Annotated in this window: 15 protein-coding genes and 1 pseudogene; 7 read left to right on the plus strand and 9 right to left on the minus strand. The window is 72.1% G+C overall.

Annotated elements, in window-relative coordinates; genetic code table 11:
- Window positions 1-193 precede the first annotated feature (193 nt).
- The 3 genes from R6Y94_RS32825 to R6Y94_RS32835 all read left to right on the plus strand — a co-directional run bounded on the left by R6Y94_RS32825 (window position 194) and on the right by R6Y94_RS32835 (window position 1578).
- The gene (locus R6Y94_RS32825; RefSeq protein ID WP_318400031.1) at window positions 194-793 is read left to right on the plus strand and encodes a molybdenum cofactor guanylyltransferase; all 600 of its coding nucleotides are present in this window, start codon (window positions 194-196) and stop codon (window positions 791-793) included.
- Window positions 790-1041, plus strand: coding sequence for a DUF6457 domain-containing protein (locus tag R6Y94_RS32830; RefSeq protein ID WP_318399962.1), 252 nt, complete (start codon window positions 790-792; stop codon window positions 1039-1041). The genes R6Y94_RS32825 and R6Y94_RS32830 overlap by 4 nt, the downstream gene beginning before the upstream one ends.
- Before the next feature lie 87 nt (window positions 1042-1128).
- A complete protein-coding gene (locus R6Y94_RS32835) occupies window positions 1129-1578 on the plus strand; it encodes a DUF418 domain-containing protein (protein ID WP_318400032.1) in 450 nt (149 codons plus the stop codon).
- Here R6Y94_RS32835 and R6Y94_RS32840 read toward each other — a convergent pair.
- The 4 genes from R6Y94_RS32840 to R6Y94_RS32855 form a co-directional block, all read right to left on the minus strand.
- On the minus strand, window positions 1575-4973 hold the full coding sequence (locus R6Y94_RS32840; protein ID WP_318399964.1) for a S8 family peptidase: 3399 nt from the start codon (window positions 4971-4973) through the stop codon (window positions 1575-1577). The two genes, R6Y94_RS32835 and R6Y94_RS32840, sit on opposite strands and share 4 nt — an antisense overlap.
- Complete coding sequence (locus R6Y94_RS32845; RefSeq protein ID WP_318399966.1) at window positions 4963-5637, minus strand: hypothetical protein; 675 nt, start codon at window positions 5635-5637, stop codon at window positions 4963-4965. Before R6Y94_RS32845 ends, R6Y94_RS32840 begins: the two co-directional genes overlap by 11 nt.
- Window positions 5638-5639: 2 nt before the next feature.
- The gene (locus R6Y94_RS32850) at window positions 5640-6017 is read right to left on the minus strand and encodes a PadR family transcriptional regulator (RefSeq protein ID WP_318399967.1); all 378 of its coding nucleotides are present in this window, start codon (window positions 6015-6017) and stop codon (window positions 5640-5642) included.
- 94 nt (window positions 6018-6111) lie between these two features.
- On the minus strand, window positions 6112-6441 hold the full coding sequence (locus R6Y94_RS32855) for a hypothetical protein (protein ID WP_318399969.1): 330 nt from the start codon (window positions 6439-6441) through the stop codon (window positions 6112-6114).
- Here R6Y94_RS32855 and R6Y94_RS32860 point away from each other — a divergent pair.
- Both R6Y94_RS32860 and R6Y94_RS32865 read left to right on the plus strand, forming a co-directional pair.
- Window positions 6404-7180 (plus strand): alpha/beta hydrolase family esterase, encoded by a 777-nt coding sequence (locus R6Y94_RS32860; protein ID WP_318399970.1) that lies wholly within the window; start codon window positions 6404-6406, stop codon window positions 7178-7180. The genes R6Y94_RS32855 and R6Y94_RS32860 overlap by 38 nt on opposite strands.
- Window positions 7181-7313: 133 nt before the next feature.
- Window positions 7314-8420 carry a T3SS (YopN, CesT) and YbjN peptide-binding chaperone 1 gene (locus R6Y94_RS32865; RefSeq protein ID WP_318399971.1) on the plus strand — a complete coding sequence of 369 codons (1107 nt, stop codon included), beginning with the start codon at window positions 7314-7316 and terminating at the stop codon, window positions 8418-8420.
- A 5-nt stretch (window positions 8421-8425) separates the two neighbouring features.
- Here R6Y94_RS32865 and R6Y94_RS32870 read toward each other — a convergent pair whose 3' ends face one another.
- The 3 genes and pseudogenes from R6Y94_RS32870 to R6Y94_RS32880 all read right to left on the minus strand — a co-directional run bounded on the left by R6Y94_RS32870 (window position 8426) and on the right by R6Y94_RS32880 (window position 11853).
- On the minus strand, window positions 8426-10462 hold the full coding sequence (locus R6Y94_RS32870; protein ID WP_318399972.1) for a beta-propeller domain-containing protein: 2037 nt from the start codon (window positions 10460-10462) through the stop codon (window positions 8426-8428).
- 164 nt (window positions 10463-10626) lie between these two features.
- Window positions 10627-11343 (minus strand): annotated as a pseudogene (locus R6Y94_RS32875) (glycoside hydrolase family 6 protein); the annotation flags it as partial.
- A 51-nt stretch (window positions 11344-11394) separates the two neighbouring features.
- Complete coding sequence (locus R6Y94_RS32880) at window positions 11395-11853, minus strand: Lrp/AsnC family transcriptional regulator (RefSeq protein WP_318400033.1); 459 nt, start codon at window positions 11851-11853, stop codon at window positions 11395-11397.
- A 106-nt stretch (window positions 11854-11959) separates the two neighbouring features.
- Here R6Y94_RS32880 and ddaH point away from each other — a divergent pair, with 106 nt between their 5' ends.
- Window positions 11960-12745 (plus strand): dimethylargininase, encoded by a 786-nt coding sequence (gene ddaH / locus R6Y94_RS32885; RefSeq protein ID WP_318400034.1) that lies wholly within the window; start codon window positions 11960-11962, stop codon window positions 12743-12745.
- 30 nt (window positions 12746-12775) lie between these two features.
- On the opposite strand, the gene R6Y94_RS32890 is transcribed toward ddaH, so the two are convergent.
- Both R6Y94_RS32890 and R6Y94_RS32895 read right to left on the minus strand, forming a co-directional pair.
- Window positions 12776-13987 carry an ABC transporter substrate-binding protein gene (locus R6Y94_RS32890; RefSeq protein WP_318399973.1) on the minus strand — a complete coding sequence of 404 codons (1212 nt, stop codon included), beginning with the start codon at window positions 13985-13987 and terminating at the stop codon, window positions 12776-12778.
- Between the two features lie 45 nt (window positions 13988-14032).
- The gene (locus R6Y94_RS32895; RefSeq protein ID WP_318399975.1) at window positions 14033-14884 is read right to left on the minus strand and encodes an alpha/beta hydrolase; all 852 of its coding nucleotides are present in this window, start codon (window positions 14882-14884) and stop codon (window positions 14033-14035) included.
- Between the two features lie 119 nt (window positions 14885-15003).
- On the opposite strand from R6Y94_RS32895, the gene R6Y94_RS32900 reads away from it, so the two are divergent.
- The gene (locus R6Y94_RS32900) at window positions 15004-15609 is read left to right on the plus strand and encodes a bacterial proteasome activator family protein (protein ID WP_318399976.1); all 606 of its coding nucleotides are present in this window, start codon (window positions 15004-15006) and stop codon (window positions 15607-15609) included.
- The last annotated feature ends 6 nt before the right edge of the window (window positions 15610-15615 follow it).

The raw sequence follows: 15615 nt of genomic DNA on the forward strand, positions 1-15615 counted from the left end.
CCAGCCGACGGGCGGAATCGAGTCACCCGCCGAACCCCCGGCCGGCGGAGTCGGGCTGCCCGCCGAACTCCATCCGGCCGGCGGAGTCGGGCTGCCCGCCGAACCCGAGCCGGCCGGCGGAGTCGGGTCACCCGCCGAGTCCGAGCCGGCCGGGTTCGCGGCGGTGGTGCTGGCTGGTGGGGCGGCCCGCCGGATGGGTGGTGCCGACAAGCCGGCGCTGCCGGTGGGCGGTCGCCCGATGATGGACCGGGTGCTCGCGGCGGCCGCCGACGCCGACCTCCGGATCGTGGTCGGCCCGGCCGGCGAGCTGCCGGCCGGCGTGCAGGCGACCCGGGAGCGACCGCCCGGCGGCGGACCGGTCGCCGCGCTCGCCGCCGGCCTGGCCCTGCTCCCCGCGACAGCGCCGCCCGACGCATCCGCCACCGGCACCGCGTCGCCCGACGCATCCGGCACCGTCGCGCTGCTCGCCGCCGACCTGCCACTGCTGACCACCGACGCGGTACGCCAACTGCGTACCGCGCTGTCCCGGGCTCCCGGTGCCGACGGCGTGGTCTACGTCGACGACACCGGACGGGCGCAGTTTCTCTGTGGGGTCTGGCGGGTTGCTCCGTTGCGGGCTGCGTTGACCCGGCTGGCCGCCGGCCGCGACGGCACCCTCACCGGTACGTCGATGCGTGCCCTGATCGCCGGGCTGACCGTGACCGAGCTGGCGTGGCGGGGGACGGGGCCGCCACCCTGGTTCGACTGCGACACTGAGGACGACGTACGCCGGGCGGAGGAGTGGATCAAGTGAACGCGATGGACCGCTGGGTGGCGGCGGCCTGTGCCGAACTCGATGTCGATCCCGGGCAGGTCGACGTGCCCCGGGTACTCGACCTGGCCCGCGACGTGGCGCACAACGTTCTCCGGCCCGGCGCTCCGGTCACCGCGTATCTGCTCGGGCTCGCGGTCGGTCGTGGCGCGGACCCGGCGGTCGCGGCGGCCAACCTCACCGACCTGGCCGCCCGCTGGACCTCCGAGGGAGGCGGCGCCGACGCCTAGGGGACAGGAGGCAGCGTCCGTGACCGTGACCCCGCTCTGGCAGTTCGCCACCTCGCCGAGGGTGCTGCGAGAGCCCTGGGGTAGGGCCTGCCCCACCGGCGATCTACCCGCTCACCGGCTGTCACCTGGGTCGTCGCCGTACTCGCGCCGGCCGGACGGATGTCCCTGTCGAACTACCTGGGTCAGTCGCTGCTCTGCGTGCTGGTCTTCACCGGCGTCGGGCTGGGCCTCGCCGGTGCCGTCGCACCCCCGGTCGTCGTACTCATCGCGGTCGCGATCTACTGCGTGCAGCTCGCCGCCAGCGCGGCGTGGATGGCCCGGTTCCGGTACGGGCCGATGGAGTCGCTGTTGCGGGCCTGGACCGAGCAACGGTGGTCAAAGCCTCTGCCGCTCGTCGACGGACAGCCCGCCGAGCTGGCCCGCCTCGCACCGGGGGGGAATTTATTAGGGTCGCCGGGGGGAGCAAGGTGGGCCAACCCCGGGGCGGCTCGCCGCCGGCCCCCCCGCGGGGGGGCCGCCCCACGAACGGTGGGCTAATGAATTCGGTACGCGTGTGTGAGGGTCTGGATCGTCGTGTTGCCAGCGCTGTCAGTGGTGCTGGCCCGCAGTGAGACGTACCCGGGCCGGTTCGGGTGGACAAGTCTGGCGGTTCCGTTCCGGATGGTCGCCCTGTGCCAGGTCCGACCGTCGTCGTAGGAGGCGTCGACGGTCAGCCGCCGCACGTCGGCGTGCGGGGCGCCGGGCTGGCGTTGGACGGTGACCGGGATGTCGAACGGCCGGCCGGCCGGGGCCGAGTTGCCGGCGGAGAGGGTGGGGGTGAACCGGACCGCGGAGACCGGCAGCCGGGCGGGGACGTCGCCGTCGACGTGCCCGGACCGGAACGTCCACTCTGCGGTGACCCGGGTCGTCAGGTCGCTGACCGCCTGGGTGAGGTCGAGTTCCAGCCGGTATTCGGCGCGTCCGGCCGGCACCTCGAACTGGCTGTGGTCGAAGGTGTCGTTCTCCCCGACCAGCGCGCCGTTGCGGTACAGCCTGGTACGGGTCGTGTCCGGGACCGTGAACCCCGCGTGTCCGGCGCCGTCTCCGTAGAACGGTATGTCGACCAGGATCCGATCCCCCTGCCGGGTGACCCACTCCCCGGGCGCCTCGGGTTCGGGGAACGCCACTCCGTACGGTCCGGTGTTCCACCGGTCGCGGTACACCCGCCCGGCTCGGTACGTCACGGGTGCCTGGAGGAGGAGAAGCTGCGGGTCGATCAGCCCGGTGTCGTCGGGGACGCCGATGAGGATTTCGGAGCGCCACCGCACCTGGTCGGTGCTGTAGAACTCGACTCGGCGCCCGGAACGGGGCAGGGGCATCTCGTTGATCAGGTTGCCGTTGCCGTGCCCGTACTCGGGCGTGGTCTGCCGTACGCCGCCGCGCCCCGGCCCTGCCGGGCCGAACTCCTGCTGTACGGTCGCGAACTCTCCGGCCGTGTAGCGGCGGGTGTAGCCGGTCGGGAACCGGCCGGGAAACGGCTCGGCGACCGCATAGAGGTACGGGCTGTCGGCGAACGTTCCGTCCGGGCCGGGAAGCGCCCACTGGCTGGCGACCGCGCCGACGAAGTCGGGCGCGGCCGGTGCCGGGCCGATCTGCCGGCTGCTCAGGACCTCGAAGGTGGCGCCCAGCAATCCCCGGAATACGGAACTGCCCCCGTGGCGCCGTGTGTACGACACCTCGACCAGCGCCGGTCGGGCGGTCGGATCGGGCACCGTCGTCCGGACCGGTTCAGCGGTACGGGCGTCCAGCACGACCGTAGTGTCCCTGTCGACGGTCACGATCGGCCGCACCAGGAAGGCGCTGTCGTGCTCGGGCTCGGCCGGACCGCGGGGGGTCCAGATGACCGCGTCGACCTGGTAGCTGCCCCGGGCGACCCGGATGGTGGCGGTACCGTCATCGTCCCTGGGCCACTCGTACACGTCCTGTTCGAGGTCGAACAGCTCCGGTGCGCTGAGGCCGGTGGGGGTACCGGTCTTGTCGATCGTGGTGACGGTGACGTCGTAGCTCTCGATCTCCTTCTCGACCCACAGCGGAGTGCTGACCACGGCCGAGCCGGCGGTGGCGAACAGGTAACCGGAATAGCGCCCGTCCGGACCGTCGACGCTGGTGTCCGCGACGACGGCGACTTCGGCATCGCTGCCTGCCGGCACGGTTACCGAGCGGCTGGCGGGCGTGAAGAGGCTGGTTGGTGCCGGCGAACCATCCGGGCCGGCGGCCTTGACGGTCAGGTCCAACGTCACCGCGTTGGGGCCCGAGTTGCGGTAGGTGACGGTCCGGACAACCGGCGCGTCGTCCTCGTGCGGCCACGCCGCCAGGCCGTAGCCGAGACTGACCGGGGTGCTGGTCACCGTGTGTGTGATCGCACCGGCCACATCTACGCGACCGGCACCCTGCTGGTCCGGGGTGAGACCGGGATTGGTTCTCGCCGAGCCGGTGAGGGCCGCCTTGAGGCGTTCGGCGGTCCAGCCGGGACGACGCTGGGCCAGGAGCACCGCCGAACCGGCGACGTGTGGGGTGGCCATGGAGGTGCCGGACGCGGTGACGTATCGGTCGCCGACGGGGGTACCCAGCTCGGTGCCGGCGGCCCGGGCTGCGACGATGTCGACGCCGGGTGCGGTGAGGTCCGGTTTGACCGCGCCGTCGAGCCGAGGGCCGCGGTTGGAGAAGCCGGCGAGCTGGTCGGCCCGGTCGACGGCGCCGACGGTCAACGCCGCGTCGGCGCTGCCCGGCGAGCTGACCGCCCGGTCCGCGCCGCTGTTGCCGGCCGCGACCACGAAGAGGGTGCCGTACTCGGCGGTGAGCCGGTTCACCGCCTCTTCGATCGGGTCGATCTCCGGCGTGTCGGGGGCGCCGAGACTGAGGTTCACCACGGTTGCCCGCTTGTCGGCCGCGGCCCAGTGCATGCCGGCGAGAACCGCCGAGTCGTCGCAGAACTCGCCCGGGCAGACCTTGCCGGAAACCAGCGTCGCCTCGGGCGCGACACCCCGGTACCGGCCGCCCGAAGCAGCTCCGCTGCCGGCGATGGTGGACGCCACGTGGGTACCGTGGCCGGTCACATCGCCGTCGTCGGTGGCGTCGGTGAAATTGACCGAGTCGGCCACCCTGCCGGCCAGGTCGGGATGCCGGGCGTCGACACCGCTGTCGAGGACCGCGACGGTGACCCCACGGCCGGTGTATCCGCCCTGCCATGCGACCGGTGCGCCAATTTGCGGCATGCTGGTGTCGAGCGAGACCCGCCGTTTGCCGTCCAGCCAGATCCGGTCGATGCCGCCGGCGGTCTCGCCGCGCTGCGCCCGGTTTCCTGCGGTCACCGCGTTCCAGAAGGCGGTGGCGTCGGACTTGTCGGCGGTCATCGCCGCACCGGAGATGGCGGGCAGGTCACGGGTGACCCGGGCGCCCGCCGCGGCGAGCGTATCGCCGCCCCTGCGCGCGGCACTGAGACGGTAGGTGACAATCAGCGGCAACGTGCCCCGGGCGTCGTCGTGGTAGCCGGCCCGGAGCAGTCCGGCGACGTCGAAGAGCCGCCGATCGATCTTGCCCGTTTGGACCAGGCGCTGGGCGTCACTCGGGACGACGTACACGCTGTCACGCTCGCGCCGGACCACGAACTGGATGTGGCCGCGGCTCCTGGCCGGCCGTACCGTGATCCTCTTCGCATCGGCGGACGGGACCGAAACCCGATCTCCGGTCAGAAGGGTGACCGAGAACCGCGTCGCTCCGTGCTGCTCGCCCGTCGTCCGCTTCCCCGGCGCAACGGGCGTGCTGGCGGCGACCGGCGGCACCGAGCCGAGCAGTAGTCCGATTCCGAGCACCCCGGCCAGGACCCTGCCCAGTACTGCGGTGCCCTCCCGCGATCGGCGCACCGTTGCCGGTGCCCACCCCTCAGGCGACATTGGCGGCCTCCGCTCGGGCCGGCCCGAGGGCAGGGGCGAGCGCCCAGCGTCGGGCCAGGACGATCGCCCCGCCGAGTGCGGCGGCCACGATCGCGGCCTCGACGGCAACGGCTGGCAAGGCCGTGCTGTAACCGACCAGCGCGGCGAAGCCCATCACCACCGGGGTGGCCAGCGCACCGGCCAGCGGCACCAGCAGCGCCATCCGCGACACCGTCGGGCCGATCACCGCTGTTCCGCGCATCCCCCAGCGCACCGCGACCAGCGCACCGACCAGAACGAGCAGGGAGAACGCGAGGTACTGCGAAGTCAGCAGCCACGGACTCGGCTCCAGTGGCAGCGGTCTTTCCCAGAGGAGGATCCAGGCCAGGACCATCCCGGGGAGCGCGCCGGCGAACGCGGTCAGAAACAGCCGCCTGAACTCGTGTGGCACGCGTTGCACCCCGGCCCCGGCCGCGAGATCACGGAGGAACCCGCGGATGTCGGCACCCAGCAACTGACGCGGCGTCAGCCCCTCGGCCGCCGCCCCGGTCAACTCGCTCCGCAGGTCGTCGACGAGCCCCGCCCGGTCGGCCTCGATGACTCCCATGGCGCGCCACTCCCGGTCGGCGAGGGCCATGACCTCTTTGACCGAGAAGTCGACGTTGCCTTCGGCTACCTTGCCCATGTTCACTCCTCGGTACTCGACGTCGAAGGCGCCAGGCCCGCGAGCGTGGCGTTGATCATGTCCACCAAACCGGCCCACTGCCCGGCCCAGCCGTGCAACGCCTGGCGGCCCTGCGGCGTCAGTCGGTAGACCTTGCGGGCCGGTCCGCTCGGGCTGTCCTGAAGCTCGACTGCCACCAGGCCGAGCCGACCCATCCGGGCGAGTAGGGGATAGACGGTGCCGTACCCCACCGCCTCCAGGCCCGCGGCGTTGAGACGGCGGACCAGTTCGTAGCCGTGCGTCGGCGCCCCGGCCAGCAACGCGAGCATGCACATGTCGAGCACCCCACGAAGCAACTGGCTACGCCGATCCGTGGCGGAAACGTGTTCGGCAACTATCATGCGACACATAATAGCTAGCTATTATGTGTCGTCAAATAGCACCGGGCGCCTCCGGCTACTGGCGCGTCCCGATGCTGGTCAGCCGGACACGCTGCTAGGACAACTCCTCGGATCGGGGCCCGGGCTCCTCGCGCCCGAGCCGGCCGAGTTCCGTCATCCGCTCGGCCATCCACCGGCACCAGCGGATCCGGGGCGGTGTGCCGGCCAGCGCCAGCTCCAGGGTCGCGAAGGCGCCGAACTGCGGATGGAGTGGATCGTCCGCGTGCCGGGACAGCAGGTCGGCGTGCTGTTCCTGGAAGGCGTCCAGGCGGCGCTGGTACGTCTCGGCCTCGGTGAGATAGAACTCCCGCATCCCGTCCGGATCGGCGGCGGCCAGCGCGTACGTCTTGAGGAGCGCCTCGTCCCCGGCGCCCGGCGACCACACCCTGGCGCTCGACCGGGCCGGTGCGGAACGGAGCTGGGCGGTGCACGCCCCGCCCGGCTACCGCCCCGGCGCGCCCACCCCGCTGGTGGTGGCCCTGCACGGCACCGACCAGAGCCCCGACCGGCTGCGGGACACCAGCGGGCTCAACGCCCTCGCCGACACCGAAGGCTTCCTGGTCGCCTACCCGAAATCGCTGAGCAGGCAGTTCAGCCGAGTTGCCGAGCAGGGCGACGACATCAACTTCGTCCGGTCGCTGGTCGACAAGATGGTCGAGGAGTGGTCCGTCGACCCGGCCCGGGTCTACGCGACCGGGTTCTCCTCCGGCGCCGAGCTGACGTACGCGCTCGGGGTCGAGGCGCCCGAGATGTTCGCGGCGATCGCGCCGGTCAGCGGGGCCTTCGCCGGTGGCCCGGCGGCCAGTGACCCGAACTACAAGCCGAGCCGGCCGGTCTCGCTGATCACCTTTATCGGCCGGGAGGACCGGAACGCCTCCCGGATGTACGGCGGGCTGTCCCGTTGGCAGAAGAATCTGGGTTGCACCGTGGGGAAGCCGGTCTGGGTCGACGCGACCAGGACGGTGAACCCCACGGCCAGCACCTGCCCGGACGGCAGCCGGGTCGTCGACTACACGGTGAACGGGATGGGTCGCGCCTGGCTGTCGGCGAGCGGCTACCGGGCCGCCGTCGACGCCACCGCCGCGATGTGGGAATTCTTCGCCGCCAGCCCTCGCCGCCAGTGACGGTCTGCGCCGAGAGGGGCCTGTCCTCCGGGTACCCGGGACGGCCCCTCTAGTGTCTGATCGGGGTCCGCACTATCCCGGCCAACCGGCCGGCTGGGTAGGGTGTGCGGTGCCCTGACGGACGGAGGCGGTTATGGCGGCTGACAACCCTGAGGCGCCGGGGGACGAAGTGACCGAGGGGAGCCCGGCCGAGCACCACGAATCGATCCTTCTCGACGAACCGACCACCGCGGACCTCCGGGTGAAGGTGACCGAGGCGTGGCAGGAGTTCGCCCGGGCGCTCGCCGCCCAACTGCGCGGCCTGCCGACCGGTACGCAGATCGCGCTCACCCTCGACCCCACCGCCTCCGGCACCGGGGACGCCGTCTACTCGGTGAGCATCGGGATCGGCGAGGACGGCCAGGTCGACCTGCGGGCGGTGGGCAACGCCGCCCTGCCTCAGGGGTACCGGCTGGACCGGGCCGCGATCGCCGACATGATCGCGCTCGGCTGGTCGCCACCCGGCGTGCTCGAGGGCTCCGGCGGGCACTTTGGGATGCGGGCCAGCACCAGCGAGGCGGTCCGGCTCGCCGCCACCGTGTCGCGGACCCTGCGCGACGTGTACGGCGCACCACACCCGGCCTTCCTCGTTTTCCTGGTCCACGACGAGGAAGACGAGCCGCTCGCGGTCGAACCGCTCGGCACCGCCCGGCCCGAGGTGGCGGCGGACCCGACCGCCGACCTCGACCTCGACGAGGCGCTCGCGGCGGCCCGGGCCGCGCAGAGCGGCAACGACGCGCTGGCCCTGGAGGACCGGGTCCGGACAGTGGTCTCGGCGATGCTGAAGTCGTCGGCGGACCAGCTCCAGGTCGACTCCGACGGCGACATCGGCATCCGGGCCGGCTCGGCGATGGTCTTCGTCCGGGTCCGGGACAATCCTCCGCTGGTCGACGTCTTCTCCCCGGTACTCACCGAGGTCGAACCGACCGAGCAGCTCTACGTCAAGCTCTCCGAGCTGACCAATCGGATGCCGATCGGCCGGCTCTACTGCACCAACGACACCGTCTGGGCGTCGATCCCGGTCTTCGGCCGCAACTTCCAGGCGACCCACCTGATGCTGGCCGTACAGGTGATGACCGGGCTCGCCGACGAGCTGGACGACCGGCTGCACGGCGAGTTCGGCGGCCGGCGGTTCTTCGGCGAGGGCGACAAGCCGCAGCACCGGGGCACGGGCGAGCACCGCACCGGGATGTATCTGTAGTCCTCCTAGATGCGGATCACGCCCAGCGTGCCGAGGGTGCCGAGGTCGGTCGCCTTGATGGCGCCGTCGGAGATGGTCCAGAGCACTCCGTCGACCATCAGGGAGCGGCGGATCATTCCGCTCGAGTTCGGGCTACGGGCCTCGGCGTGCTCCACCAGGCCCGCCTCGGTGAAGCCGCCGTCGGTCACCCGCAGCACCAGTGCGCCGCCGCCGGGCATGCCCTTGCCGTCGATGCCGGCCGCGTCGTGCGTCGTCAGCGGCACCACCAGCGTCCTGGTGGCCGGCCAGTAGAGGAACGCGTGCGGGTCGAACTCGGCCTCGGAGTGGCCGTACCGGACGTGGTGCTGGGCGATCCGGGTCGGCCTGGTCAGGTCGGAGACGTCGAAGAGGGAAACCTGACTGCCCTCGGTCCGCCCCTGCCGGTTGGCCTCCTGGCCGACCCCGATCAGCCGCCCGTCCCCGATCGGGTGCAGGTACGACGAGTAGCCGGTGATCTTCAACTCGCCGGTGACGGTCGGCTTCCGGGGATCGCGCAGGTCCACGGTGTAGAGCGGATCGGTCTGCCGGAAAGTCACCACGTAGCCGGTCCCCTCGGCGAACCGCACGCTGTAGATTCGTTCGCCCTTGCCCAGCCCGGTGACCCGGCCGGTCTCGGTCAGCGTCCGCCCGTCGGCGCGCAGCACGTACACCGCCGAGCTGGACTTCGGGTTCTGTCCCCAGGTACGCCCGCTGGTGGTGGCCACCCGGAGGTGTCCGTCCCACTCCGACAGCGCGTACTGGTTGACCAGCCAGCCGGGCACCGTGGCGGCGGTGACGTAGCGGGGCCGGTCCGGGCCGGAGATGTCGAACTGGTAGATGTCGGTCTGCTCGTCCTTCGGGTCGGGTGCCCGGTCGCCGGAGGTCAGCGCCGGCAGCACCCGCCAGCGTTGATCACTGGCGATGTAGAGCCGCGACCCGTTGCTGTAGACGGTCTCGCCGTCGGCGGCGACCGTCACCGGGTCGCCGTCGCCGAGGCTGGCGGCGCCGAGGTCGAAGCTGAGCAGGGTGACCAGCGAGGTGCCGGAGTAGACCGCCGGCCGGCTCAACCGGTCGCAGCCGACCCGCCCGGTGCTGGTCTGCCCACCGGTGCTGGTCTGGTAGCGGGGCAGCCAGGCGTCGATCGGTGCCTGGTCCACGATCTTCCGGTTGGCGGCGAGGTTCTTCTTCTCGTCGACCGGCCCCGCCGCCTTGTTCAGCGGGAAGTCGAGCCGGGGCCAGGAGCGGACCACCACCCGGACGGTCGGGCCGACCTGCCGGGCGTCGACCAGGCCGCCGTCCATCCGGTAGTCGCCGACGATTTTCGGGGCGCCGGCCAGGTCGACCAGGATCAGTCGGGGGCCGACGATGGCCTGCTGCTGGTCGTCGGCGGGTGGTACGCCCGGCCGGGCCCGCCGGCTCAGACCGGGGTCGGCCACGCCGTGCTCCCGGGTCAGCACCAGCGCCCGGTCGCCGTGCAGCAGCAGGTTGGTCTCGGCCCAGCCGAAGTCCGGGCCGGAGTCGAGCTTCAGGGTGCCGGTCAGCCGCCGGCTCGCCGGATCGATCACCCGCAGCGTGCCCTGGTCGACCGTCACGATGCGCCGGCCGTCGGTCTTCACCAGGTCCGGCTCGTCCACTCCGGCCTCGTGGGTGTTGGTCCCCGAGTAGCCGGATCCGGCGCCGGGTGCGGCGGCGTTGTCCCGGGCGGTCCCCGCGTCGGCGCCGGCGGCCCGCTCGGCACCACCGTCGGTGGCCTGGAACGCCGGCTCCATAGAGCCGCCCGGTAGGCCGTACGGCCCGACGTACGCCCTGGCTGCGGTGCGGAGTCCGGCCAGCGCGCTCGCGCAGGAGTCGAAGGCGACCAGCCGCAGCCCACCGGCCGGTACGCCGGTGTCGGGCGACGGTGGCGGCGGAGTGGGATCCGGCTCGGAGGTGCAGCCGGTGAGCAGCGTGCCGGTCAGCGCCAGGCCGGCGACGAACGCCGTGCCGACGGTGGCGCCGGATCGAGTTCCCCGTTCGGGTGTCATGCGCGGTTCGACGCGCCGACCCGCGTCCACGGTTCCCGGCCCCGGTCACCGGTACCCGGACACGCCCCTGGTGCGGCCGACGTCGGTCGACCGCACCAGGTCTCCTACCGGGCTGCTGCCGGGTCAGATCCTCCAACGGAGCAGGGCGAGAGCCGTCCGGCGGATCACAGCGGCGGGTAGGCGTTGCGGAGTAGTTCCTGGAACTGGGCCTCGAACCAGTGCCCGGAGAGCGGGGCGTCCGGCAGGGCACCGGACATGTTGTTCTGGTTGCGCGGGTTGCCCTCGTAGGTCGGGTCGCACATCCGGTCGAAGCCCTTGCCCTCGTCGTTCTGGATTTCCCGACTGGCGCCGTCCGACTCGCCCGGCGGCTTGATCCAGACGTACGCGTCGATGCCGCTCTCCGGAGACGCGGTCGGCCGCTCGCCGATGCCCGCACCGGACTGGTTGCACCAGTTGCCGAGGTGGATCCGGCGGTCGATGCGCGACTCGTTGACGAAGATCTCCGGGTCGGTGGAGGTGCTGGCCTGGGTCGGCCGGTTCGGGCCGCCCCAGCCGTTGCGGGAGGTGTCGATCAGCATCCCGATGTCGTTGTTGAAGCCGACCGAGACCAGCTCGTCCCGGTACGCCTGGGCGAACGACAGCTCGTCGACGTAGCGGTTCCAGTCGATGAAGGTGCTGGCCTCGCGGACCGGCCGGCCGCCGACCACGGTGTTGGCGTCGAAGAACTCCTCGCGTAGTACGCCGTAGTTGGCGGTGTTGCTGATGAAGCCGTGCACGTCGTCCGCGGTGGCCCCGGCGGCGGTCGCCGCCTCGTGGAAGAGCTGGGCGGCCGGGCCGAAGTTGTCGTCCCAGCCCAGCCAGCCGTGGTGGCCGATGTCGATGCGGCACTGTGCCGCATCTGCCCCGGACGGTCGCCCGGAGGGCGCTCCCGGTCAGGCCGGGGCGGCCACCACGGTCGGCGAGTCGACCAGCCGGGACAGCACGATCATGCTCCGGGTCGAGGTGACGAAGGGCTCGGCGCGGAGCCGTTCGAGAGCCTGCTCCAGGTGGGCGATGTCGGCCGCCCGCAGGTGGACCAGCGCGTCGGCCTCGCCGGAGACGGTGTAGGCGGCGACCACCTCGGGATGCCGCCGGGTCGCCACGGTGATCTGGGTCGGGGTGGTCCGCCCGGTGCAGAAGAGCTCCACGAACGCCTCGGTGCTCCAACCGACCGCCGCCGGGTCGATGACGGTGGTGAATCCCCGGATCACCCCGGCCGCCCGCAACCGGTCGACCCGGCGCTTCACCGCCGGCGCGGAGAGCGAGACCCGGGAGCCGATCTCCGCGTACGAGGCGCGGGCGTCGGCGACGAGGGACGCAATGATTCGCTGGTCTACGTCGTCGATCTGCAACGTTCCGCCTCTCTCAGGCAACAGTTCTGGCTGTTAGTAAACCTTTACCGTACCTACCCTTGGATCCGTGAACCAGCCGAGGATCCCCAGAAAGCGGACATATCTCATGTGTCCGCCGGAGTACTTCACCGTGGAGTACGCGATCAACCCGTGGATGGACACCGCCACCCCGGTCGACCGGGAGTTGGCGGTCAAGCAGTGGCACGGGTTGCGGGAGGCGCTGCTCGGCCTCGGTCACCCGGTGCACGAACTCGCTCCGGAACCCGGCCTGCCGGACATGGTCTACGCGGCCAACGGCGCCTTCGTGGTCGACGGCACCGTCTACGGCGCCCGGTTCCGGCACCCGCAGCGGACTCCCGAGGCGGCGGCGCACCGCTCCTTCCACGAGGCGCGGGGCGCGCGGTTCGTCGCACCCGCCGAGATCAACGAGGGTGAGGGCGACTTCACCTACCTGCCGGAGGCGCACGGCGGCCTGATCCTGGCCGGGTACGGCTTCCGGACCGAGCCGGCCGCGCACGCCGAGGCGCAGGAGGTGCTCGGCCGACCGGTCGTCTCGCTGCGCCTGGTGGACCCGCGTTTCTACCACCTGGACACCGCGCTGGCCCCGCTCGACGACGGCAACATCGTGTACTTCCCGGAGGCCTTCTCGGTCGCCGCCCAGCGGGTACTGGCCCAGCTCTTCCCGGACGCAATCCGCGCCGACGAGGTCGACGCGTTCGCGTTCGGGCTGAACCTGGTCAGCGACGGCCGGCACGTGGTGCTCAACAGCGAGGCCAGTGGGATGGCGGCCAAGGTCGCCGCCGCGGGCTACCTGCCGGTCCCGGTGGAACTCTCCGAGCTGAAGAAGGGCGGCGGCAGCATCAAGTGCTGCGTCGCCGAGCTGCGCGACTGAGCCCGCCCTGCCGGGACCCCGTCCGGCAGGTCAGCCGAGCGTCGCCAGCTCGTTGATCAGTACGTTGGACAGCACCTGCCCGTCCAGCTGCACCTCGCGCAGATACCACTTCTGCTGCGGCGTACGCGGCTGGTTGAACTGCCACGGGCCGCGCGGGCTGTCGATCTGCCCGATCCGGCCGAGCGCCAGGTTGAGCTGCAACGGGTTGAGGTTCTCCCCGGCGATCCGGATCCCCTTGCCGAGGACCTGCGCCGCATCGTAGGAGGCCATCGCGTAGGTGGTCGGGGTCGAGCCGTGCGCCTTGCGGAAGGCGGAGGCGAACCGGCGGTTGGCCGCGTTGTTGAGGTCGGCGGAGTAGTTGAGCGAGGTGACGATGCCCTCGGCCTCACGCGACCTGAGCTGCCCGAGCACCGGACCCTCGGTGAGGAAGCCCGGTGCGTAGATCGGCTTGCGGTAGCCGGCCTGGCGCAGCTTCTTGAGGAACTCGACCGCCGAGTCGCCGGAGAAGAAGCAGTAGATCGCGGCGGGATCGCGGTTGACCAGCTGGGTGATGTACGGCGCGAAGGCGTTCCGGGGCGGCTTGCCGGGGAAGTACTCGGTCCAGATCACCGGATCGGAGATCCGCTCGTCGGACTCCCCGAAACTCTGCCGGAAGCCCTGCACCGAGTCGAGACCGGCGTCGTACTCCGGAGCGATGATCGCCACCCGGCCGTTCGCACCGACCTGCTCCTTGACGTACGGTGCCAGCGCCCGCCCCGGCTCGTCGTTGATGTACGACGTACGCCAGATGTAGACCACGCTCTGCAACGTCGACGGGGACGCGTTGGAGCCGATCAGCGGGATCTTCGCCTGCTCCACGGCGTCCCGCAGGCCGAGCATGACCGCCGAGTTGACCACTCCGGTGAGCGCCAGCACCCCCTGCTTGACGAGCTGGTCCAGGGCGGCCCGGCCGGACTCGGGCGTCTCGCCCTCGTCGGCGACGACCAGGTCGACCGGATGCCCGCCGAGCCGCTGGTCGTTCAGGTCGAGATAGAGCTGGAACCCGCGCAGCATCTCGTCGCCGATCGGCTTGTAGACGCCGGACTGGGCGACGATCATGCCGATCCGCACCGGTTCGTCGCTGATCGGCTCCTCGGTTTCGAGGCCGTCCGACCGGCCGCACGCGGCGGCCAGCCCGGTGGCGCCGAGCGCGCCGAGCGAGCCCAGCAGCTTGAGCGCTCGTCTGCGGTCCATCTGCGACACGGATCCCTCCCGGAGCGGCGTTGGGAGCGCAGCTCTCCCGGGGTTCTACCGGGAACGCGGTGCTGCGTCAATGCCGCCTGATCTCCCAGTTAGCCAATGTAACTCGGCCAGTACAACTGTCCACGCGCGGGACAGTGGGTCGATCAGCCCGAAGTGCTCGCATTCGGGCAGCTCGACGAAGCGCAGGTCGGTGCCGTCGGCCCTGGCAGCGTACCGGCGGCTCGACGCCACCGGTACCTGCTGGTCCAGGGTTCCGTGCACGATCGAGGTCCGGACCGGGGGTGCCGCCGCCCGGGCCGGGTCGGCCGCCGCGTACCGGTCCGGCACGTCCTCGGGGCCGCCGCCGAGCAGTGCGGCCACCGCGCCACCGTCCAGATCCAGCCGGTACGCCTCGGCGAGGTCCAGCACCGGGGCCAGGGCGAGCACCCCGCGTACCCCGGCCGGGGCGCGCAGCGCGGCCCAGAGCGCGAGGTGTCCACCGGCGGAGTGCCCGAGCAGGATCGGCGGGCCCGGTGCCATCCGGCCGGCCGGCAGCACGGCTCCGACCAGCCCGGGCAGCGCGGCGATCCCGGTCGCGACGTCGTCGAAGGTGCCCGGCCAGCCCCCGCCCGACTGCCCCGTCCGGCGGTACTCCACCTGGGCCACCGGGTAACCCCGGCCGGCCAGGTCCGCCGCGAGCGGTCCGGTGTGCCGGCGGTCGTACTCGGCCCGCCAGAAGCCGCCGTGCACGACCACCACCAGCGGTCGGACCGGACCGGCGGGTGCGGCGGGCAGGCGCAGGTCGGCGACCTGCTCGGGGTCGGCTCCGTACCGCAGTCGCAGGTCGGGGGAGGGTGCCGGCCGATCGAGCACCTCCCGCGGGTCGGCGGGTGGGGCGGCGGGACGGTCTTCGGCCATGGTGCCGACCGTACGGTGCGGACGCCGCCAGCACGCCCCGGGACGCGGAGCGGTACCGCGCACGCTCGGCGGCGGTGGGCGGCGCGTGTCGCGGGAGGTCGTTGCGGGAAGATGGGGGCATGACCGACGTGCCACGTTCCCAGGAAGACAACGACGACTCGGCTCCGGCGGGCAAGCGCTCCGGCGGCGGCGCCGTGCTGGTGGTCGGCCCGGACGGGCGCCCGGTCGGCACCGTGCCGACCGATGGCGAGACGCCCGGCGAGGACCCGTCGCGGTTGATCGAGCAGCCGGCGAAGGTGATGCGGATCGGCAGCATGATCAAGCAGTTGCTGGAGGAGGTCAGGGCCGCGCCGCTCGACGACGCCAGCCGGCACCGGCTGCGGGAGATCCACCAGCGATCGATCGTCGAGCTGGAGGACGGGCTCGCCCCGGAGCTGCGGGAGGAGCTGGAGCGGCTGTCCCTGCCGTTCGGCGAGGACGCCGCGCCGAGCGAGGCGGAGCTGCGGATCGCCCAGGCCCAGCTGGTTGGCTGGCTGGAGGGGCTCTTCCACGGTATTCAGGCGGCGCTGGTCGCCCAGCAGATGGCGGCCCGGATGCAGTTGGAGCAGATGCGTTCCGGCGGGCGTCCGGCACTGCCGATGGGCCCCGGCGGCATACTTCCCGGCATGCCGGGCGGCAACACCGGGCAACCCGGCGAGGGCCCCGGTCCCGGCCAGTACCTCTAACCCCCC

This window comes from Plantactinospora sp. KLBMP9567 (genome assembly GCF_033446045.1).
Lineage (GTDB): Bacteria > Actinomycetota > Actinomycetes > Mycobacteriales > Micromonosporaceae > Plantactinospora.

What these genes read in the sequence shown, in the direction of transcription:
- R6Y94_RS32865 (WP_318399971.1), top strand. Translation starts at nt 7,314, where the DNA reads ATGGCGGCTGACAACCCTGAGGCGCCGGGGGACGAAGTGACCGAGGGG.
- ddaH (WP_318400034.1), top strand. Translation starts at nt 11,960, where the DNA reads ATGTGTCCGCCGGAGTACTTCACCGTGGAGTACGCGATCAACCCGTGG.
- R6Y94_RS32870 (WP_318399972.1), bottom strand. Translation starts at nt 10,462, where the DNA reads ATGACACCCGAACGGGGAACTCGATCCGGCGCCACCGTCGGCACGGCG.
- R6Y94_RS32840 (WP_318399964.1), bottom strand. Translation starts at nt 4,973, where the DNA reads ATGTCGCCTGAGGGGTGGGCACCGGCAACGGTGCGCCGATCGCGGGAG.
- R6Y94_RS32900 (WP_318399976.1), top strand. Translation starts at nt 15,004, where the DNA reads ATGACCGACGTGCCACGTTCCCAGGAAGACAACGACGACTCGGCTCCG.
- R6Y94_RS32895 (WP_318399975.1), bottom strand. Translation starts at nt 14,884, where the DNA reads ATGGCCGAAGACCGTCCCGCCGCCCCACCCGCCGACCCGCGGGAGGTG.
- R6Y94_RS32850 (WP_318399967.1), bottom strand. Translation starts at nt 6,017, where the DNA reads ATGATAGTTGCCGAACACGTTTCCGCCACGGATCGGCGTAGCCAGTTG.
- R6Y94_RS32845 (WP_318399966.1), bottom strand. Translation starts at nt 5,637, where the DNA reads ATGGGCAAGGTAGCCGAAGGCAACGTCGACTTCTCGGTCAAAGAGGTC.
- R6Y94_RS32825 (WP_318400031.1), top strand. Translation starts at nt 194, where the DNA reads ATGGGTGGTGCCGACAAGCCGGCGCTGCCGGTGGGCGGTCGCCCGATG.